The organism is Peptoniphilus sp. Marseille-Q6390, assembly GCF_965119475.1.
The window spans coordinates 413,062-432,637 of record NZ_CBCPLS010000001.1 but is presented as its reverse complement, the minus strand read 5'-3'; the positions used below and the strand labels follow the sequence as shown (position 1 = coordinate 432,637).

The 19,576-nt window shown below is 35.4% G+C and carries 17 protein-coding genes, 1 tRNA gene and 1 other annotated feature; of the genes, 5 read left to right on the top strand and 13 right to left on the bottom strand.

Translation table 11 applies throughout. The annotated features are described in order from the left end of the window. Positions 1 to 441: 441 nt before the first annotated feature. From ACWPVO_RS02105 to ACWPVO_RS02085, 5 genes are all read right to left on the bottom strand, one after another. Positions 442 to 1,878, bottom strand: coding sequence for a L,D-transpeptidase family protein (locus ACWPVO_RS02105; RefSeq protein WP_454206210.1), 1,437 nt, complete (start codon positions 1,876 to 1,878; stop codon positions 442 to 444). Between the two features lie 205 nt (positions 1,879 to 2,083). Next, the gene (locus ACWPVO_RS02100) at positions 2,084 to 2,509 is read right to left on the bottom strand and encodes a protein-export chaperone SecB (RefSeq protein ID WP_454206208.1); all 426 of its coding nucleotides are present in this window, start codon (positions 2,507 to 2,509) and stop codon (positions 2,084 to 2,086) included. Next, entirely contained in the window at positions 2,509 to 2,772 is a 264-nt protein-coding gene (locus ACWPVO_RS02095; RefSeq protein WP_454206206.1) for a hypothetical protein, read from the bottom strand. The genes ACWPVO_RS02100 and ACWPVO_RS02095 overlap by 1 nt, the downstream gene beginning before the upstream one ends. Then, a complete protein-coding gene (locus ACWPVO_RS02090) occupies positions 2,765 to 3,316 on the bottom strand; it encodes a hypothetical protein (RefSeq protein ID WP_454206204.1) in 552 nt (183 codons plus the stop codon). The genes ACWPVO_RS02095 and ACWPVO_RS02090 overlap by 8 nt, the downstream gene beginning before the upstream one ends. A 250-nt stretch (positions 3,317 to 3,566) precedes the next feature. Further along, positions 3,567 to 3,650 (bottom strand) — tRNA-Leu (locus ACWPVO_RS02085). Between the two features lie 307 nt (positions 3,651 to 3,957). On the opposite strand from ACWPVO_RS02085, the gene ACWPVO_RS02080 reads away from it, so the two are divergent. Both ACWPVO_RS02080 and ACWPVO_RS02075 read left to right on the top strand, forming a co-directional pair. Then, positions 3,958 to 4,887, top strand: a complete 930-nt coding sequence (locus ACWPVO_RS02080; RefSeq protein ID WP_454206202.1) for an L-lactate dehydrogenase — start codon at positions 3,958 to 3,960, stop codon at positions 4,885 to 4,887. Between the two features lie 28 nt (positions 4,888 to 4,915). Then, positions 4,916 to 5,317 (top strand): hypothetical protein, encoded by a 402-nt coding sequence (locus tag ACWPVO_RS02075; RefSeq protein WP_270674698.1) that lies wholly within the window; start codon positions 4,916 to 4,918, stop codon positions 5,315 to 5,317. 65 nt (positions 5,318 to 5,382) lie between these two features. On the opposite strand, the gene ACWPVO_RS02070 is transcribed toward ACWPVO_RS02075, so the two are convergent. Then, positions 5,383 to 6,546, bottom strand: coding sequence for a M20 family metallopeptidase (locus tag ACWPVO_RS02070; protein WP_454206200.1), 1,164 nt, complete (start codon positions 6,544 to 6,546; stop codon positions 5,383 to 5,385). Between the two features lie 19 nt (positions 6,547 to 6,565). Continuing rightward, positions 6,566 to 7,954, bottom strand: a complete 1,389-nt coding sequence (locus tag ACWPVO_RS02065; RefSeq protein WP_454206198.1) for a YfcC family protein — start codon at positions 7,952 to 7,954, stop codon at positions 6,566 to 6,568. Between the two features lie 173 nt (positions 7,955 to 8,127). On the opposite strand from ACWPVO_RS02065, the gene ACWPVO_RS02060 reads away from it, so the two are divergent. The 3 genes from ACWPVO_RS02060 (at position 8,128) to ACWPVO_RS02050 (ending at position 11,274) form a co-directional block, all read left to right on the top strand. Beyond that, positions 8,128 to 9,015, top strand: a complete 888-nt coding sequence (locus tag ACWPVO_RS02060) for a LysR family transcriptional regulator (protein WP_282925125.1) — start codon at positions 8,128 to 8,130, stop codon at positions 9,013 to 9,015. A gap of 132 nt (positions 9,016 to 9,147) precedes the next feature. Then, the gene (locus tag ACWPVO_RS02055) at positions 9,148 to 10,041 is read left to right on the top strand and encodes a copper amine oxidase N-terminal domain-containing protein (protein ID WP_285043696.1); all 894 of its coding nucleotides are present in this window, start codon (positions 9,148 to 9,150) and stop codon (positions 10,039 to 10,041) included. Positions 10,042 to 10,155: 114 nt separating this feature from the next. Beyond that, on the top strand, positions 10,156 to 11,274 hold the full coding sequence (locus tag ACWPVO_RS02050) for a hypothetical protein (RefSeq protein WP_412446326.1): 1,119 nt from the start codon (positions 10,156 to 10,158) through the stop codon (positions 11,272 to 11,274). Positions 11,275 to 11,343: 69 nt separating this feature from the next. Here the strand turns inward: ACWPVO_RS02050 and ACWPVO_RS02045 are convergent, their stop codons facing one another. From ACWPVO_RS02045 to ACWPVO_RS02020, 6 genes are all read right to left on the bottom strand, one after another. Continuing rightward, complete coding sequence (locus ACWPVO_RS02045; RefSeq protein ID WP_005956215.1) at positions 11,344 to 12,642, bottom strand: bifunctional folylpolyglutamate synthase/dihydrofolate synthase; 1,299 nt, start codon at positions 12,640 to 12,642, stop codon at positions 11,344 to 11,346. Then, positions 12,639 to 15,290 (bottom strand): valine--tRNA ligase, encoded by a 2,652-nt coding sequence (locus ACWPVO_RS02040; protein ID WP_454206194.1) that lies wholly within the window; start codon positions 15,288 to 15,290, stop codon positions 12,639 to 12,641. The genes ACWPVO_RS02045 and ACWPVO_RS02040 overlap by 4 nt, the downstream gene beginning before the upstream one ends. 76 nt (positions 15,291 to 15,366) lie before the next feature. Further along, positions 15,367 to 15,568 (bottom strand) — a binding site (T-box leader). Next, positions 15,567 to 16,352: a hypothetical protein gene (locus tag ACWPVO_RS02035; protein WP_454206192.1), complete on the bottom strand. Its 786-nt coding sequence runs from the start codon at positions 16,350 to 16,352 to the stop codon at positions 15,567 to 15,569. (Overlaps the previous feature by 2 nt.) 63 nt (positions 16,353 to 16,415) lie before the next feature. After that, entirely contained in the window at positions 16,416 to 17,408 is a 993-nt protein-coding gene (gene trpS / locus ACWPVO_RS02030) for a tryptophan--tRNA ligase (RefSeq protein WP_005956149.1), read from the bottom strand. After that, positions 17,398 to 18,321 (bottom strand): CPBP family intramembrane glutamic endopeptidase, encoded by a 924-nt coding sequence (locus ACWPVO_RS02025; protein WP_454206189.1) that lies wholly within the window; start codon positions 18,319 to 18,321, stop codon positions 17,398 to 17,400. Before ACWPVO_RS02025 ends, trpS begins: the two co-directional genes overlap by 11 nt. Then, positions 18,263 to 19,546, bottom strand: a complete 1,284-nt coding sequence (locus ACWPVO_RS02020; protein WP_454206187.1) for an amidohydrolase — start codon at positions 19,544 to 19,546, stop codon at positions 18,263 to 18,265. The genes ACWPVO_RS02025 and ACWPVO_RS02020 overlap by 59 nt, the downstream gene beginning before the upstream one ends. Between the last annotated feature and the right edge of the window lie 30 nt (positions 19,547 to 19,576).

Below are 19,576 nucleotides of genomic sequence, written 5' to 3'. Positions count from 1 at the left end.
AAAATATATTTTTATTTTTACTTCTTTTAAGGAGGGGGTTAAGGGGCATTGCGAGGCCCATTTTCCCCCTCCTTAAACCACCCCCTTTGAACCCCACGCGCTGAAAGTCCAAAAAAATCGGTCATGCTAAAAATAGAAGAACACAAATTGTCGCAAGCTCCAATTTGCGAACTGACCTACCATCAATTTGCTTTCGCAAATTGGGTTAGGTCATGCCAACTCACTCGCTCCGTCCTCTTGAGCAGTGAAATTTTTTTAACGTCTCCGAACTTTTTGCTTACTAACTTATTAGCTTGCAGCATATTGGAAAATTTATAACCTCATAAGACTTCAACAAGCTGGGGCACTCCCTATAATTCATAACTTAATATAGAATTGTAAAAAAATAAAGCTTAATCAATAAAAGATTAAGCTTATTTATCAAGAGTTTTCTTATTTTTATTATTGTCCTTGCCCTTGGGCTTGTGGTTGTTGACCAACTACTACTTGTCCGCCAGCATCATTTACCCTTTGGGTCGCTGAGTTATAAACTATAACTGGCATACCCGTAAAGGTTTGTGGAAATAGGTTTTTCATAACTGGAACTGGTATGTTTATGCAGCCATGAGATCCACCTGACTTATAGATGTTTCCGCCAAAGTTCGATCTCCATGATGCATCGTGAAGACCCACTCCCGACCAGTTGATTGGTGCCCAGTAAGAAACTTTTGAACGGTAGGTTTCTCCTGTTAGGTACCTATCTCTTTCACGAGACCAAATCCTGTCAGTGCCTGTTGGTGTTCCGTTGCCTTTGGTTGGGTTACCTGTTACAACATTGGTTTCAAGTTGTAAGACTCCGTCCTTGTAGTACCAAAGTTTTTGTCTTGCAAGGTCTACTTCGATGTATGTCTTGCCAACGTCGTCAACTTTTCTTGATACCGCATCTTGCCTATAGGCTGGCTTTATTGTAACTGGTTCTTCTTTCGCAAGGGCTTCTTTTATTTTTTCTCTTGTAGCCTTCCTATCTGTTAGCCAACCATAGATGCCTCCGTCAACTTTCATGAGGCCAAGTCCTGTTGAGTTAAAGATTCTGCTTGTCCTATAAGTGTCGTACTTGGCAGCAAGTCTTTCTACAAAGTGTTTTAGTTTCTCTTCGTCAAGGGCAAGGGTCCCGTCATCAGCCTTGGAGTAGATGGCAATTATGCCTTGACCTGTCACTTCTTCCTTTCTGTCGTCGAAATCAAAAATTATTTTTTTCTTGTAGACGTCTTTATAAGAAGCAAGTTGATTTTTTATATATTCTGAATCCTTAGTGATCTTTGGTTCTTGGTAGAGATTTTCCCCTGCAAGGTCAAGTTCTCCCTTCAAGTCTCCAAAGTGACCTAGGATGGAATTTTTAAATTCATCCATCTTTATAAAGTTGCCGTGGATTTCATCTTGGATTTTAAATTCCCCATCTTCAAAGATGACTTTTGCATCTTGTGAGTGGTCCTTTTGCCCCATTACTGGTTTAAGCTTTTTTATTTTTTCATCTAAGGCTTCTGCATCAAACTTTAGGTCACGGTCAACCTTGTAGTGCTTTGGCACAAGAGATGCCACTGGCCAGTAGAAGGCTGTCTGGTCTATAGATTCACTTCCTATAGAGTCAACATATCCAAAGTCCTTGGCAGCGATCTTGTCATTTAAGTTCTTGTCCTTGGCGATGATTTCAAGTTCAAAATTTCTTGAAAGGTCCTCGTAGGTCTTTTTGAGTTCAGATTTTTTTACAAGCCCAAAGTCTCTTCCATTGATGTAGGTCCTTGGCATGTACCTATTAGTGAAGAAGAAAAGTCCTCCTATGTATATAGAAATTATTAAAATTAGTATTAGTCCAAAAATTATTTTAAAAGTTTTTTTCATAAGTCCTCCCTCACATATTATACTCGATAAAATTTCTTTTTTTGTATGAATTTGTAAATGTAAAATAATTGTAAATATTATTAATTATTTTTTAATTTTCAGAAATATTATTTGTAGGTGTAATTTTTAAGAGATATATAAAACAAACATAAAAATAACCTAGAGGTTTTATCCTCTAGGCTTAATATTTCTTAATCGGTAATAATTATTCAGTATCAGAATCTTTTAAATAACTTAGAATATTTATTGTTGGTAAAATCAAAGGTTGAACATTAGCATTTGCTGTAATATTGGTTATCGTTGACCTCAAATATGGATACAATATAGCAAGGGCATTAGGAAGAAATACCTCTGAATTAATATCATCATTATCTGATTCAAAAAAACCCAGAATTTCAACACTTATTTCAAAGGGATAGTTATTTTCCGTAGAATTTTCAAAAATTTTTGCGCCTAAGCCAACTTGCATTATATTATCTTTTTTTTCAAATTCATGTCCCAATTTAAAATCTATAGATATCGGTTCTCCATTATCATTAAAGTCCCTATTTAATTTAAATTCAGCATCAACAACTTGATAATCTAAAAAAGAAATAACACCTACATAATCTTTTTCGTTTAAATTCTTCATTAAGCCACCCTTAACCAATTAACATTAAATTTTTTCATTTCATTGTTTGAAATAAAATTATTTTTTGTTGAATACTTTTTTACTTTCTCTTCTGAGTATTTTTCAAACTCAATCTCAAATTTAGAATGCTCACAATTATTCTCATATTTATCATCAAAAAATATTTTAGCATCTTTTATAAAATCCTTTTTTTCTTCTTCGCTCATATTATCTATTTGATTTTCGAGTTTCTTCAATAATAATAATGATTGCTCTTTATTCATTTAGATCAACCTCTTTTCCTAATACTTCAACTATTGCGTCGTTTTTAATTACATTATAAATCCTTTTATTTTTATCTGTTAGCCTAGGCAAATAACTTCTCATATTTTTAAATATCCTATTAGTTTGTTTTGCATAATATACATCTGCAATAATAACTTCATAATTACCCATGATTTCCGGAGATTTTCTTGATAAAAAATCAATTTTTTTCCCGAAACCGCCCTTTTGTATAATAGGATCTATTTCTGATATTTTATTAATTATATTGTTAAACTGTTTTCCCACATCCGGATCAGTGAGATTAAGCGCATTATCTAAGCAAACTCCTACTCTTAAAATTGAATACTTTTTTTCTTTATCTTTTCTCTCTTTGTCTCTCTTCCAATATTTTGCATTTCCTAGATTATCCCAAAAATAAATCCCAGTCCCTAACCAATCCTTATTACCAAAGGATCTAAGTAAATCAATTTCATTAATATTTAACATAACAACATTTATAGTAGTATCTTCGTTACAATGAAACAAAGAAATAATATTATCCATTAAAATCACTTTTCTTCTACTATTTTATGCTTAAATTTATGCATAATTAATATTATAATATCATATTCGCAATAAATTCGCCATCTAAATATGTTTTATAACTTTATTTAGTTTCCTTATACCAATGTCTTCTCATTAAGAAAACTAATTTTTATCATTCAGTAAATCTTTTAATAGAGAATCTATGATTCCCGTAAAAATTTAAAAAAGGACGTAAAAAAACACACAAGTTAACTTGTGTGTTTAATGTTGGTGCGGGAAAGAGGACTTGAACCCCCACTCCATTGGAACTAGATCCTAAGTCTAGCGCGTCTGCCAATTCCGCCATTCCCGCATGAAGTTTTAACAACAAAACTTATTATACGCACTTTTTAATATCTTGTCAACACTTTTTAAAAAGTTTTTTAAATATTTTTTGAGGAATTTTTCTCCCTCTTACAAGTGCTTCTTTATTATAACAGTTGAATTTAAAAAAAGCTACAGAAATTTACAATTTTTTATTTTTATTTTTTTCTGTAAATGCTTAGTTAATTTACTTTTTTATTTCCTTTTAGATTTTACTGTACTATAATATGGTATTAATAAGAAGATTTTTGACTTCTTATTAAATTTGTCCCAGGAGGACATAAGGAGGAATAAAGATGAAATTAGGTATTATTGGAGCTGGAGCTGTTGGCGAAATCGTGGCATACACTTCTGCCATGAGAGGTATTGCAAGTGACATTATTATTAATGATGTTATAAAAGAAAAAGCAATCTCCCAAGCCATTGACTTAAATGATGGAAGACTTTTCTATCCAAAGGATGTTAAGTTTAGAGCTGGCGAGTATGAAGACATGGGCGACCGTGATGTCGTTGTAATTTGCTCTGGCAAGATCCCTGAAGAAGATAGACTTAATGAGCTTGAGTTAAACAAGAAGGAAGTTGCAAGCTACGTAAGAAAGATTGTTGACGCTGGCTTCAAAGGAATTTTTGTCGTTGTAACAAACCCTGTAGACATTATTACTTATGAAGTTTATAAAGTTTCTGGCTTTGATGACTCAAGGGTTATTGGTTCAGGAACATTTTTGGACTCTGCAAGGCTACAAGTTGTAATTGCAAATAAGCTTGGTATTTCTCCAAAGTCTGTCAACGCTACTGTCCTTGGTGAACATGGTGAAAGTCAATTCGTTCCTTGGTCTCAAGTTATGATTGGATCTATGACTCTTGATAAGTATGAGGAAACTCACCCAGAACTATTTAAGGACTTTGACAAGGACCAAATCGAAGATGACACTCGTCGTCGTGGCTGGGATATCTTCAAGGGCAAGTGCTCAACTCAATATGGTATTGGCAACACTGTTAACAATATCATCCAAGCAATTGCCAATGACGAAAAAATTGTCCTAAAGGCTTCTTGTTTAATGGAAGGACACTACGGACTTAATGACTTATACATCTCAACTCCAATTAGGGTTGGCAAAGATGGTATAGAAGAAAAGTTTGAGCTTGACTTAACAGAAGAAGAATTGGGTAGACTTAAAAAGACAGCTGGCGTAATCAAGGATCATATTGCAAAGTTAGACCTATAAGATTATAAAATTAGAAAGAGTTGATTTTTTGAAAATCAAAGAAAAGTTTAGACAGTTTATGGTGGGCAGGTATGGTCAAGATCAATTGGGCAGGTTCATCACTTCCCTAGCTCTTGTCCTCTTGATAATTAATCTCTTCGTAAAGAAGGCAAGCCTACCAACTGTTGCCCTTGTGCTTATAATTTATTCCTATTACAGGATCTTCTCTCGCGACATCAACGCAAGGTACAGAGAAAATCAAAAATTCTTGGATAGCGTTGAACCACTGAGGAGGAAGGTCTTCACTTCCAAGACTAGGTACGACAATAGGAAGACTTACAAGTACATCAAGTGCCCTTCATGCAAGTTAAAGATGAAGGTCCCAAGAGGCAAGGGCAAAATAAGAGTTACATGCAAGTCATGTGGCAATAAGTTCATAATTAATTCTTAAAAGTTCCCTTAGGGGGACTTTTTTCTTGTATTAAAAAATCCCCTCGATAAAAAGGGGATTTCATTTTACATCTTTGATTTGTATTCTTTAAAATCTTCTATAGATTTTTCGATTAGGCTAGGATCTTCTATTAAATCATAGACTGTTGTAGCAATTATCTTTGCACCGTACTCAACACAGTCGTGTGCTTCTTTTTTCTTACCTAAGTCTAAAAATTCTTGAGAGTGAGAAGCTGTTCCTTCTGGAACAAAGGCTATCCTTGCACATGATCCTGGCATTAAATAGGTTACATTTCCAAAATCTGTTGAACCTGTCTTTTCTCTGGCTCCTTTTATTCTTGGAGCTCCTAGTTCCTCAGCATTTTTCATTATTAAATCATTTAAGATATAGGCAGGTATTTTTGATTCAAGTCTTCTGTCTTCTCTTATTTCATAAGTCGTTCCTGTCATTAGGGCTGCACCCTTTACAATATTGTCAAATCTTTCCACAACTTCATCTAAATACTTTGAGTTGTAGGACCTAAGTGAGAAGTGACCTTCTGCTTCACTTGGAACAACATTTGCTGGTCCTGGAAGAGTTTGAACTGTGTAGTGCATCCTCGTATCTTCTTTCACGTGTTCTCTTAAAAATTCTACGCCTTGGAAGGTTAAAAGAAGAGCATCAAAAGCTGATCTACCTGCTTCTGGTTTAAGGGCTGCGTGAGATGACTTGCCAAAAAATTTTACAAATCTTGATGACAGTGCCATAGACTTAACATCAACTTGAGTTGCTGGTCCGCCATGCATCATAAGGGCTATGTCAATATCTTTTAAGTAACCCTCTTTAAGCATAATCATTTTTCCCCCACCGCCTTCTTCAGCAGGTGTTCCATAAACAATTAGGTTAAAGGGGAGGTCTTTCACTGCATTTTTTACTGCTATGGCAGCTCCTATTATTGATGGGCCTTGCATTTGATGGCCGCAACCATGACCCATAGGAAGTGCATCATACTCGCACAAGAGTCCTATGTTGTACTTGGCATTTCCATTAGAATACTTCGCTCGAAAGGCAGTGTCTAAACTCCCTAAACCTCTTTCAACTTTAAAGCCATTTTCTTCAAGATAATCTTCTAAAACTTTACTTGCAAAGTGTTCTTCAAAGCAAAGTTCTGGATGATCAAAGATCTCGTCTGACATTTCAAATAATTTATTTTTTATTTTATCAATTTCCTTTATAATTAGGTCTTTCATTTTTCTCCTTTACTATTTTTTAAAAGTTAATAACTTGTGCCCCAATCATCATAATTGAACCAACTATGATCCAAATTCCAAATAGTTTCCCCATGAACATCATCCATTTGTCATAAGGTATGTCTGTTGCTCCCAAGATTCCCATTAGGGCTGTTGAAGTTGGTAGGATATAGTTGCAAAATCCATCTCCAAAGTTAAAAGCTAAAACTGCAGTCTGTCTTGTAAGTCCAATAGTATCAGCTAGAGGAGCAAATATTGGCATAATTGCAGCTGCTTGTCCACTTCCAGAAGTTATAAACATATTAACTATTAAGTTTATGATAAACATCATTGGTCCCTTTAAAAATTGAGGGAAGAAGTTAAGCCATCCTGACATAGCGTGGATACTTGTGTCCATTATGTTACCAGCATCTAATACTCCTGAAACAGTTCTTGCAAGTCCAATTATTAGGGCTGCCCCTACCATTTTTTTAGCACCTTCAACAAAATATTTTGCAATTTGTGATGGTGTAAATCCAGCAGCAAAACCTGCTACTATTGATAACCAAATAAATACAACTGCTGTTTCTTCCAATTTCCATTTTAATTTTACTCCACCATAAACAATAAGTCCAAGTGCAGCAAATAGCGAAATTATAACTGCCCATTTTCTTGCATCCATTGGAGCGTTAAACTCATCGTGAGAGTCTACATCCTTAACTCTAAGCTTATCAAGTTCATGCATAGGACTTAGTTCAGGATTCTTTTTAATATTTAGGGCATACTTAACTAAGTACAAGTTTGTAACAATATAGAAAACTATAAAGCAAACAACTCTGTAGGAAAGACCTGAGTATGGTGCTAATCCTGCAATTTCTTGAGCAACTATTGTTGTATTAACGTTTAAAGTTCCTGTTGAAAATCCTACAGCTCCACCAAGTAATATGATTGAAGCTCCTACTATAGAGTCGAATCCCATTGCCAAAGCAATCATAACCATAATTGGAGCGAATCCTATGAAGGTATTTACACCTTGAGTTGTACAAATAAGTCCAAAGATAAGAGTTAGTATTGGAATAAAAAGATATTCCTTACTCTCTGTCTTTTTAGAAACAGCTCCTATTAGCGATTGTAAAGCTCCACTCATTGTGATTACATGGAAGGAAGCTCCTGAGAATAAAATTACAAATATTAAAGTTACTGCATCCTTAAAGCCTTCTAAACTAATGTTAAATATTTTTAAAGGATTTACTGGACTCTTTTCAATATAATGAAAACTTTCTGGATCAATTACCTTTACACCTTGTGCGTTTTCAATCCTTTCATAAGCTCCAGCTGGTATAATCCAAGTTAGAGCAACTGCACATAAAATAATAATCATAAGAATTACTAAAGTATGTGGAACCTTTTTCTTTTTTACTTTTTCCATAAAACACCTCTTTTTTAAATTACACAATCTTCTAACGTTTTTGATAGAAAAGTTTTTGAGTAAACATTTTCATATCTATATTTAAATCTTAGCATTCTTGACTTTACTACGGCAAATACTTAAATTACTATACCCCATATATGATTTATGATATAATATCTTTGGTGATATAAGTGTTAGACCATAAAAGTCTTTTAATTTTAACAACAATAAGAGAGTGTGGAAGTATAAGCCGGGCTTCACAAAAACTTTTTACTGCTCAACCAAATCTAAGTAGGACTTTAAAGAGGATCGAAGACAATATTGGCTTTGTAATTTTTGATAGGTCAAAGTCTCCCCTAGCTTTAACTCAAGAAGGCAAAATACTTTTTGATTACATAGATAAGTTCCAAGACTTAGAAATGGAAATGCTAAAAGAAATAAACGAATCCAAAAGTTCAAATAATTCATACATTAGGATAGGTTCTTTGACTTTTATGTCTCAATACATAATTCCAAACATTGTACCTAGGTTAATAGAAGTTTATCCAAACTTGGAGTTGAGTCTTACTAAGTATGATTCCACTTCTTTCGAAGATGCCTTATTAAGAGATGAGATTGATTTATTTATAACTAACAGAAATATAAATAACAAGAACTTACAATCTGTTCACGTTTTAAACGACAAAATTTATTTAATGGTTCCCAAGTCTATTTATAAAGATGATAATAATTCTTTAGAGGACTACTCAAAGGAAACCTTCTTCTTGTTAAATCGTGAAAAAAATCTAAGAAAGTCCGTAGAGGACATCTTTAAAGCCAAGAACTTCTACCCTGAGAATATTAAAATTACATCCACTATAATGAATTCTGTAAGCTTGGTTAGGGCCAATAAGGGTGTAACTTTTATTTATGAGTCAGCTCTTAAGATGATTAATTCAACTTCTTATTGTGAATTTATAGAAATTGATGGAGACTTTTCAGCAATCACTGTCGTATATAAAAATCCAAAGATAGAAGAGTTTGCTTGCAAGCTTTCTTCAATCATAAAAGAGTATGTCTCAAAAAAAGTTATCTTTTAATTGCGAAATAAAAATTCATAATTAATTCTTAAAAGTTCTCTTAGGGGGACTTTTTTCTTTTCTCTTATTCTTAAGCTTTTTGTAAGTTTTTAATTTTTTATTAGTGTTATAATTAACTAAAGGAGTGATTGCATGAAGAAGAAGTTTTTATTTATCCTATCTTTTCTTTTACTCTTCACCAGTGTCTACGCTAGTGAAAGGAAAAAGATGACTCTTGTCATCAATAACATCGTCTTCAAGAAGGATTTCGTTGTTAAGAATGACAGGATTCACATTCCTCTTAGGCTTGTTTCTGAAAACCTAGGAGCTGATGTTATTTGGAAGGGCGACACAAGGCAGGTGGAGATTATTAACAAGGGAAAAAAGATTGTTTTCTACATTGACTCTAAGGAGTACAGGATTGATGACATGGTCTTTACAATTGACTCGCCAACTTTTATCTTAAATGACACTGCTTATGTACCTGCTAGGGCACTTGCCAATGCAATGAATGCCAAGCTTGAGTGGAATGAAAAAGAATTTTACTGCAGCATCAATAATGGCTATGAGAGAGATGCCACTCGAGACCCTGACCCTCTTAAGGATGTCAAGGACCTTGCTCTTATTAATAAGATACGAAAGGTCACTGACCTGGGCGACTACTTAAGGGATGGTGTCATGAGGGTGGAAGAAGTTCAAGACGGCAAGGTCTATGAATTATTTTTAAAGGATTATGAAAAGAAAAATTTATCCATGAGATTTATCTTTGATAAGAATAATAATTTAAAGTTTTATAAGTTTGACTACTTCCCTAACGAAAAGTATCCCTTCTTGGAAAAGCACTTGAGTGAAGGTGAGTCAAGAAAAGTTGCTCGTGACTTCATGACCCTTGTTGGAAACAAGAAGAGGTTTTTAAAAGATAAGGAACTTAGCAAGGACCAAAGGGATTACCTCCCTGATGCTGGCACTTATGTCTTCTACACTAAGTCTGGCGAAGTCACTGTAGATGCAAGTGGTGGTTTCGTTTACGCTTATAGCAAGAATTAATGTTACAGAATTATTAAAATTTTTAAAATGATTCTCTATTTTACTCACTTTAATTGATTTATCAATTAATTTATGTATAATAAGGTTAACTTATATTTTAGGAGGAAAATTATAATGAACAAGAAATTAACATCACTATCTCTAGCTGGAGTAATGCTACTATCTACTGCTAGCCCAGTTTTCGCTGCAGCTGAAAATGCTATGAAAGAAGCTAAAGAACCATCTAAGGTTGAACAATTAGCTAAAGACGCTAAGGAAGCTGGAAAAGAAGTAGCTAAAGATGCTAAAGAAAAAATGACTGAAGCTAAAGAAAAAGCTGAAGAAAAAATGACTGAAGCTAAAAAAGATGCTAAAGTAGTTAAAGAAGAAGTTAAGAAAGACGTTAAAGAAGTTAAAGAAGAAGTTAAAAAAGAAGTAAAAGAAGTTAAAACTGTTGACGTTAAGGCTACTACTCAAAAGGTTAAACTTGACGGAAAAGACGTTGTTATCTATGGATACAACATTGATGGTTACAACTACTTCAAACTTAGAGACCTAGCTGCAGTTCTTAAAGACTCTAAGGCTAAATTTGGTGTTGAATACAAGGATGCTCTTGTAACTTTAACTAAGGGTGCTGACTACAAGGTTGCTGAAACTGACCAAAAAGAAGTAAAGGCTATGTCTAAGGGTATGCTTACTAACGACAAGGTAATGGTTGGCGACAAGGCTCTTACAGCTACTGCTTACAAGGTTGATGACAGCAATTACTACAAGTTAAGAGATCTTGGCGAAGCTCTTGGATTTGGCGTTGATTTTGACAAGGCTACTAACACTGTTCTATTAATGTCTGAAAAAGAAGCTGCTAAAGAAGAAAAAGTTGCTCCTAAATTAGAAGAACTTAAAGAAGCTGTTAAAAAAGAACTTGTTAACGAAAAAGAAGTTCGTGAATCTGAAGCTTACAAGAAAGCTGACGACAAAGTAAAATCTAACTTTGAAAATGCTGTTGCAGCTGCAAAATCTCTACTAGCTGATGAAAAAGCTACTGCTGAACAATTCACAAATGAACTTAAGGCACTTGTTGAAGCTAAAGAACAACTTGGTTTCAAGGCTGACGTTAAAGTAGAAGAAAAGAAAGAAGCTAAAGAAGCTAAAAAAGAAATGGAAAAAGACGTTAAAGAAGCTAAAAAAGAAATGAAGAAAGACGTCAAAGAAGCTAAAGAAGAAGTTAAAGAAACTGCTAAAGAAGCAAAATAATTTAACTTAAATTAAAAGACCATGGAAACAAAAATCCATGGTCTTATTTTTTTACAATTCTTTATTTTATTAAATGCTGTAATCGTAGTTTAAAATCTTTGATCTTGCTTCACTTACGAAGTAAAGAGAGCCTGTGATTAATATCAAGTCTCCTTCTTGGTAAGACTTTTTGTAATAGGCTAGGGCTTCATCAATTGTCATGACTTGACCCTTAAGTCCGTACTCACTTGCCTCGCTGCTAAGTTCATCTGGGCTTGTTCCCCTCTTGTAGTCAAGATTTACAAAGACAACTTCATCTGTGTAGGACGCAATTTCTTCTAGCATCTTCTTGTGTTCCTTGTCTGCAAGGATTGACATAATGAGGTGGAGTTTTTTGAATTTAAAATTGTCTAGGGACTCAACTAGTCTCTTGATTCCATCAAAGTTGTGGGCTCCGTCAAGTATTATAAGTGGGTCTCTTGAGACAATCTCCATCCTTCCCTTCCAAGTTGATCTTTTTATTCTCGCCTTGATGTCATCAAGAGAAATTTTTAAAATTCCCCTCTTGTTTAAGAGGTAGAGGGCGTAAATTGCTCCAAAAGCATTTTCAACTTGGTAGTCGCCAATTTGTGTGAGATGAAATTCTTCTTCAACATCATCTAATTTCACTTTGAAATCAATTCCCCTTAGGTCTGAATTTAAAATCTCGCTTGCAAGGTCCTTGGTGTAGAAAAGTTCTGCAGATTTTTCTTTTGCTTCTTTCTCTATAACTCCAAGAATTTTTGGATCCATATTAGTCGTTACCACAAGTCCACCTTCTTGGATGATGCCAGCCTTGGCATCTGCAATTTCTTCTATGGTGTCGCCAAGATATTCCATGTGGTCCATGGATATTGATGTGATAAGAGAAATTAATTTTTCACGATTTGTGAAGATGTTTGTAGAGTCTGCACGTCCACCCATGCCAACTTCAAGAATGGCAAGGTCCACCCCTTCCCTTTCAAAGTAGATGATTGCCATAATTGTCAAAAACTCAAAGAGGTTTAGGTCCCCATATTCTTCTACAATATCTTTTTCCCTTTCAATTATAAATTCACCAATTTCAGCAAAGTCGGCTTGAGAAATTTCTGCATCGCCAATTTTTATCCTGTCGCAGTAAGTTATGAGGTGGGGAGAAACAAAGGACCCCACCTTGTAGTCTTCTTTTAAGACATCTTTTATAAAGTTAACTGTTGATCCCTTGCCGTTGGTCCCAGCAACGTGAATGACTTTTAAGTTCTTGTGGGGGGACCCAAGCTTTTCTAAAAACTTTTTGATCCTCACATTGCCCTTGGACTTGAACTTGCCAATCCTGGATTCAATATTTTTTACAACTTCTTGGTATGTCATAGGTTCTTTTCTACCTTTGCAATTTGCACTTCAATTGTCTTTAGGATTTCTTCGTACTTAGTAACTTTTTCTTTTTCTTCTTCAATAAGTTTTTCTGGCGCCTTAGAAACAAAGCCTTCATTGGCAAGTTTGCCCTTGGCTCTCTTTAGTTCTCCTTCAGCTTCCTTCTTATCCTTTTGAAGTCTCTTTAGTTCCTTTTCAAAGTCCACAAGTTCCTTTAGTGGAAGTTGGATTTCTGCCTTGTCGAGAACTATAGAAATATTTTCTGAATTCTTTTTGCTTTCGTCATCTGTAATTTCTACAGAGTTTGAGTAGCCAAGATTTAGAAGAAGTCCCTTCATTTCTTCAAAGATTTCCTTAACTTCATTGTCCTTAGTGTAAACAAGAGTGTTGGACTTCTTTGAGTTTTCTATATTCATTTCGCTTCTTGCATTTCTGATTTCACGAATAGCATTTTCAATGTATTCTGTTGCCCTTTCTTCTTTTTCAAACACAAGGTCTTCCCTGTATTCTGGCCAAGCAGCAACAATAAGTGCTTCCTTCCTATTAGGTAGGGCTTGCCAAATTTCTTCTGTGATGTAAGGCATAAATGGATGAAGAAGTTTTAAAATATTTTCTAATACATAAAGTAAAACTTTTACTGTGTTTGTTTTTTCTTCCACATCATCTGAATATAAAACTGGTTTTACAATTTCAATGTACCAATCGCAGAAGTCGGACCAGATGAAGTCGTAAATGTCATCTGCTGCAAGGCCAATGTCGTACTTGTCAATTTTTTCTGTAATTGATTTTATAACCTTTTGTAGCTTTGATATTATCCACTTGTCTTGGTAGTGAAGTTTATTTACATCAAAGTTGGAATCTTCGATTTCATCAGACATATTCATCATTAAAAATCTTGTTGCATTCCAAAGTTTGTTGGCAAAGTTTCTATTTGCTTCAACCCTCTTAATGTAAAATCTCATGTCGTTGCCTGGAGTGTTACCTGTTACAAGGGTAAATCTAAGAGCATCGGCACCGTAGTCTCTTATGATGTCAAGTGGGTCAATACCATTGCCAAGAGACTTAGACATCTTTCTTCCTTGGTCGTCTCTTACAAGTCCATTTAGGAATACATCTTTAAATGGAAGCTTGCCAGTTTGTTCTAGGGCAGAGAATACCATTCTAATTACCCAGAAGAAGATAATGTCGTAGCCTGTTACAAGTACATTTGTTGGATAGAAGTAGTCGTACTCTGGAGTTTTTTCTGGCCAACCAAGAGTTGAGAAAGGCCAAAGGGCTGATGAGAACCAAGTGTCAAGTGTGTCTTGGTCTTGTGTGTAAGTCTTGCCTTCATGCCCTTCTGTGTTTGATGGATCTTCTCTTGAAATTACAATTTCATCGTCAGAGTCTGAATACCAAACTGGAAGTCTGTGACCCCACCACAATTGTCTTGAAATGTTCCAGTCACGAATATTTTCTAGCCAGTTTTCGTAAATCTTTCCAAATCTTTCTGGAATGATATTTAAGTTGCCCTTCCTGTATTCTTCAAGAGCTGGCTTAGCAAGTGGTGCCATCTTAACGAACCATTGCTTAGAGATTAGGGGTTCAATAACTGTGTGACATCTTTCGCAATGACCAACAGCATTGTGGTGGTGTTTCTTGCCAATGTAGAAGCCAAGCTTTTCAAAGTCTTCTATGATTTTCTTTCTAGCTTCGTATCTTTCCAAGCCTGCATAGGCACCAGCATTTTCATTTAAGTAGCCCTTGCCGTCCATAATTATATTTTGACCAAGGTCGTGACGAGCTCCAACTTCAAAGTCGTTAGGGTCGTGGGATGGAGTAATCTTTACTGCACCAGAACCAAAGTCCATTTCAACATAATCATCAGCAATAATTGGAATTTTTTTGTTGCCCATTACTGGAATCATTACATACTCACCAACAAGGTCAGTGTATCTTTCGTCTTCAGGGTTTACTGCAATGGCAAGGTCTCCTGGGATAGTCTCAGGTCTTGTTGTTGCAATTTCAATTCCACCTTCCCTATCTGCAAAGGGATACTTGAAGTACCAAATATTGCCATCACTTTCTTCGTGTTCAACTTCTGCATCAGAGATTGAAGTCTCACAAGATGGGCACCAGTTAATAATCCTGTTGCCACGATAGATAAGTCCTTTTTCATAAAGTTCTATAAAAACTTCTTCAACTGCGTGGGAAAGATTATCATCAAGGGTGAAGCTTTGTCTTGACCAGTCGCAAGAAATTCCCAGCTTCTTAAGTTGGTTTACAATGTTGCCACCGTATTCGTGAGTCCATTCCCAAGCGTGTTCTAAGAATTTTTCTCTTCCAATGTCTTCCTTGTTTATGCCTTGGTTTCTAAGTTTTTCAACAACCTTTGCTTCAGTGGAAATTGATGCGTGGTCAGTTCCTGGTAGCCAAAGTGCTGAGTAGCCCTGCATCCTCTTTGTCCTAATGAGAACGTCTTGGATAGTGTTGTTAAGAGCGTGACCCATGTGAAGGTTGCCTGTTACATTTGGAGGTGGCATTACAATTGAGTAAGGTTTTTTGTTTTCATCAACCTCTGCCCTAAAGTAATTATTTTCCATCCAATAGTCATAGATTTTCTCTTCAAAATCCTTTGGATCATAAGTTTTGTTTAACTCTTTCATTTTTCCTCCTCATAATTTATAATTTTTGAATTTTTGCATTTTTATAAAATTAAAAAATAAAAAAGCGTCCTCCATCCCTAAGGACGAAAGACGCGGTACCACCTTAATTTTTATTTTTCAATAAACTCTCTAAAATCTTTAACGAGATAAGTCGTCTCTGGCTACTAGCTTCACCAAAGAAGCAAAAAAGCTACAATTGTAAAGTTTATAAAGACATCTCAGCAAATAGTCTCTCTCTAAATATAAATTTTTACAATCCTCTTTTTTATTGCTAATTTATTTTTCTATTGTCAAGTTTTGTATAGGAGTGAGGTAACTTGTACAATCATTGTCTTCTACAACTTCTACTTGCTTCAAAAATATGATTACCTTTTTGTACTTATCAAACCCACCAATTTCTTCTCTTACATTTTGATGATCTTCTGGCTCTGAAGAATTTATTCTTACCTTTAATTCTTTGATTTCTTTTCCATTTTCATCTTCAAATCCTAAGATGTAAGTAGATTTCATTAAACTTTTAACATTGGAATAGGTGTTAATATCTAAGACCAACTTGTCACCACTAAATCCCCTTGAGTTTATGACTGCTCCAATTATTGTCGCATCTTCTATCTTGCCAGCCTTTTCTGGTTCTTTGGATTCACTTCCAAAGCCAAAAGCTCTTGCTGCATTGTCATAATCCTTCTCAAGGTCCTTTTTAACTGATGAAGATTCAAAAATAAAATCCTTGACTCTTAAAAAATCAGAAGCTTGTAAGGTAGGTTCAGAATCTGGATCAACCTTTGGATATAAGACCTTAAAATCGTCATTCCCACCAATTGTTCCTATAGCAGTTGCTTGGTCTGCTTCTTGATTATTATTTTTTTCTACACCCTTATCTTTGTCTCTTTTTTTATTTTTTGTGGTAAAAATAGCTGTCGGTCCATCTGCCTTACCTATAATTTCTACTCCAGGGTTTTGCCTCTTAAACTCTGCTTCAAACATTTTTTTTCGAATCTGTGGATAGGCAAAATAGCCTCCAAGAAGAATTAGGGCAAGGACAATAATAATTTTCTTTGCCATAAGCCACCTCCAACTTAATATAAAAGATACCACAAAAAATATTTGAAATCAATAAAATCTTGATTATCTAGGGATAAAACCAACCTTCTTATAAACCTTTCTTAGGGTTTTGTTGGCAAGATAGGATGCTTTTTCTGCTCCTTCCTTGTAAACTGATTCAAGATAAGCTTTGTCCTCCCTAATCTCTTTAAATCTTTCACGAAGTGGTCTTAGTCCTTCAACTACAACTTCGCCAAGATCTTCTTTGAATTCGCCGTAGCCAAGGTTTTCGTACTTCTTAACAATTTCTTCTGGGCTCATGCCAGAGAAGGAAGCGTGAATGTTGATCAAGTTCTTTAGGCCTGCTTGTTCGTCAGAATATCTAAACTCGCCAGAAGAATCTGTCACAGCTCTTTTGATTTTCTTTCTTGTGTCGTCTTCTGAGTCAAGAAGAAGGATGTAACCGTCCTTATTTGGGTCAGACTTAGACATCTTTGAAGATGGGTCTTTCAAAGACATAATTCTTGCCCCAACTTTTGGAGTTAAAATTTCTGGAATTGTAAAAGTTTCAGAATATCTTGAGTTAAATCTTTGTGCCAAGTCTCTTGTAATTTCTATGTGTTGCTTTTGGTCTTCGCCAACAGGTACAAAGGAAGATTGGTAAAGCAAAATGTCTGCTGCCATTAGGACTGGATAGTTAAGTAGGCCTGCTTGCACGTCAGTATACTTCTTTGCCTTGTCCTTAAATTGTGTCATCCTTTGAAGTTGTCCAAGACCTGTCATTGTGTTTAGGACCCAACCAAGTTCAGCGTGGGCTGGTACATGAGATTGGATGTAAATTATTGACTTCTTTGGGTCAAGACCTGCTGCAAGGTAAAGTGCAAGGACATCAAGTGTGTTCTTCCTAAGGTCCTTTGGCTCTTGTGCCACAGTGATGGCATGCATGTCAACTATACAGTAGAGGCAGTTGTATTCATCTTGAAGGCCAATAAAGTTCTTTAAGGCCCCAATATAATTTCCAATAGTGAGGGAACCTGAAGGTTGGATCCCAGAGTAAACTATTTTTTTATCTTCCATTTTTATCTCTCTTTCTTTTTTCCAAATAAAATATAATAAAAATACTAATTATTTCAATGAAGGTCACGAGGATACTTCCCTCTGGCCCATAAGTCTTGTCGTACAAGTTATAATTTAAAATTTTAAAATTAAGTAGGCTGTCAAAGCCACTAAAGCCACTAACATTTAGGCCATAGATCATTGCCATGGAAAAGTTCCAGCCTGCGTGGACTCCAGAGGTCAACATAATGTTGTCTGAGTAGAATAATAATTTTGCAAAAAATAATCCCACCAAGATTGTGTTGAGGGTGGATAAAATTGTCACTCCCTCATTGCCTAGGTGCAATAAACCAAAGAAAATTGATGGTAGTAAGATTGCAATCTTCCTTCCATATTTATCAACTAGGACTCTTGTTAGGATTCCTCTTACCAAGAATTCTTCTGATGTGGATTGGATAAAGAAGGCAATGAAGTAGGCAAGAAAAATTAAGTTTAAATTGCCTAGGTTAATCTTCTCGTATCCAAGGACTCCCCTTCCCATGTCTAGCAAGACATAAATAGAAATTTGCAAGAATCCTAGGAAGAGTCCAAGTCCAATATTCTTTGCAAGTCCTTCTCTCTTGAAGAAGATGTAGTCAATTTTCTTTTTCAAAATAAATTTCACAAAGAAGATGGCTGCCAAGAGCTGGCCCGTAGTCCCCGTTAACATCACTAGGTTTGCATTTTTATAGCCGCTATTAAAATAAGTCTGCCCATAAAAAATTAGGGACAGGGCAAGCATGATACCACCAGTGAAGATGGCAATAGTGATTAGTAAAATAGCTAGCCTTAGTATGACTTTAAAAAAATTATTTGTTTTTTTCTTTTCCATGGTCTTATCTGCTCTTAATGTCTTCCCATCTCTCATTAACCACTTGTCTAACTTTTCCCTCATCTAGCTTTACTATTTCCCTATTCTTCATGATAAAGTCGCCGTCACAAATGACTGCTTCAACATCAGATGAGTTGGCTGAGTAAACTAGGGCTGAGATCAAATTATTTCTCGGTGTGAAAGAATTTGAATCTAAATCAAAAATTGTTAGATCTGCAAGGTAGCCTTCCTTAATCAAGCCAAGATTTTCAAAGCCAAGGGCCCTTGCTCCATTTACAGTTGCCATTTTTAAAATTTCAATAGCCGGCACAGCCTTTTCATTCATGGTAACGGCCTTGTTGACTATGCCGCCTATGTGCATCTCCTCAACAAAGTCTTGGTTGTTGTTTGAAGAGTCGCCGTCAGTTCCTAATGCCACAATTATATTGTTTTTCAAAAGTTTATCAACTGGTGTGAATCCACTGGCAAGCTTTAGGTTTGATGATGGGTTGTAAACTGGGAAGAATTTTTTATCCTTCACAAGTTCAATTTCTTCATCAGTAATGTGAACGCAGTGGGCTGCAATTATTTGGCTATCAAGTAGTCCCAAGGAGTTTACGTACTCAATTGGCGTCATCCCATATTCTTTTTTTGAATTTTCTACTTCTGTTATAGTTTCTGACAAGTGAATGTGAATTAAACTGTCGTATCTTTCCAAGGACCTCTTAGAGATTTCCTTTAAAAAGTCAGTGGAACAAGTATAAATTGCATGAGGTGCAGGGACAACTCTAATTCTTCCCCCAGCTTTGTTTTGATAATTTTTGTAAAGGTCGTCAAACTCTTTAAGTTTGGCTTCCCCTTCCCCATCAACATCTGTCATGCCACGAGTTAAGACTCCACGAATGCCAGCTTCAATGGCAGCGTCCCCAACCTTATCCATCTCGTAGTACATATCACAAAAAGTTGTCACACCCGACTTTATGTTTTCAATAATAGAAAGCTTAGAGGACCAATATATGTCCTCAGGATTTAACTTTGCTTCAATTGGCCAAATTTCATTTTCCAGCCAGTCCATCAGTGCCAAGTCGTCGGCATAGTTCCTAAAATAAGACATGCCAAGGTGGGTGTGGGCATTTACAAAACCTGGTGTAAGAAGTTTGTCCTTGCCATCAAAAACTTGGTCAGCTTTAACATCTAAATCTCTTCCAATTTTTTTTATTTTATTTTCTTCTATAAGAATATCTGCATTATCAATAATTTTTTCCTGGTCTATATCTAAATAAGAAATGTTTTTTATAAGTAAGCTCATAGTCCCTCCAATACTATTAACATTATAACA

Excerpts from the sequence above, each read along its gene's own strand:
- ACWPVO_RS02105 (WP_454206210.1), bottom strand. The coding sequence starts at position 1,878 with ATGAAAAAAACTTTTAAAATAATTTTTGGACTAATACTAATTTTAATA.
- ACWPVO_RS02100 (WP_454206208.1), bottom strand. The coding sequence starts at position 2,509 with ATGAAGAATTTAAACGAAAAAGATTATGTAGGTGTTATTTCTTTTTTA.
- ACWPVO_RS02095 (WP_454206206.1), bottom strand. The coding sequence starts at position 2,772 with ATGAATAAAGAGCAATCATTATTATTATTGAAGAAACTCGAAAATCAA.
- ACWPVO_RS02090 (WP_454206204.1), bottom strand. The coding sequence starts at position 3,316 with ATGGATAATATTATTTCTTTGTTTCATTGTAACGAAGATACTACTATA.
- ACWPVO_RS02080 (WP_454206202.1), top strand. The coding sequence starts at position 3,958 with ATGAAATTAGGTATTATTGGAGCTGGAGCTGTTGGCGAAATCGTGGCA.
- ACWPVO_RS02070 (WP_454206200.1), bottom strand. The coding sequence starts at position 6,546 with ATGAAAGACCTAATTATAAAGGAAATTGATAAAATAAAAAATAAATTA.
- ACWPVO_RS02065 (WP_454206198.1), bottom strand. The coding sequence starts at position 7,954 with ATGGAAAAAGTAAAAAAGAAAAAGGTTCCACATACTTTAGTAATTCTT.
- ACWPVO_RS02055 (WP_285043696.1), top strand. The coding sequence starts at position 9,148 with ATGAAGAAGAAGTTTTTATTTATCCTATCTTTTCTTTTACTCTTCACC.
- ACWPVO_RS02050 (WP_412446326.1), top strand. The coding sequence starts at position 10,156 with ATGAACAAGAAATTAACATCACTATCTCTAGCTGGAGTAATGCTACTA.
- ACWPVO_RS02045 (WP_005956215.1), bottom strand. The coding sequence starts at position 12,642 with ATGACATACCAAGAAGTTGTAAAAAATATTGAATCCAGGATTGGCAAG.
- ACWPVO_RS02040 (WP_454206194.1), bottom strand. The coding sequence starts at position 15,290 with ATGAAAGAGTTAAACAAAACTTATGATCCAAAGGATTTTGAAGAGAAA.
- ACWPVO_RS02035 (WP_454206192.1), bottom strand. The coding sequence starts at position 16,352 with ATGGCAAAGAAAATTATTATTGTCCTTGCCCTAATTCTTCTTGGAGGC.
- trpS (WP_005956149.1), bottom strand. The coding sequence starts at position 17,408 with ATGGAAGATAAAAAAATAGTTTACTCTGGGATCCAACCTTCAGGTTCC.
- ACWPVO_RS02025 (WP_454206189.1), bottom strand. The coding sequence starts at position 18,321 with ATGAGGGAAAAGTTAGACAAGTGGTTAATGAGAGATGGGAAGACATTA.
- ACWPVO_RS02020 (WP_454206187.1), bottom strand. The coding sequence starts at position 19,546 with ATGAGCTTACTTATAAAAAACATTTCTTATTTAGATATAGACCAGGAA.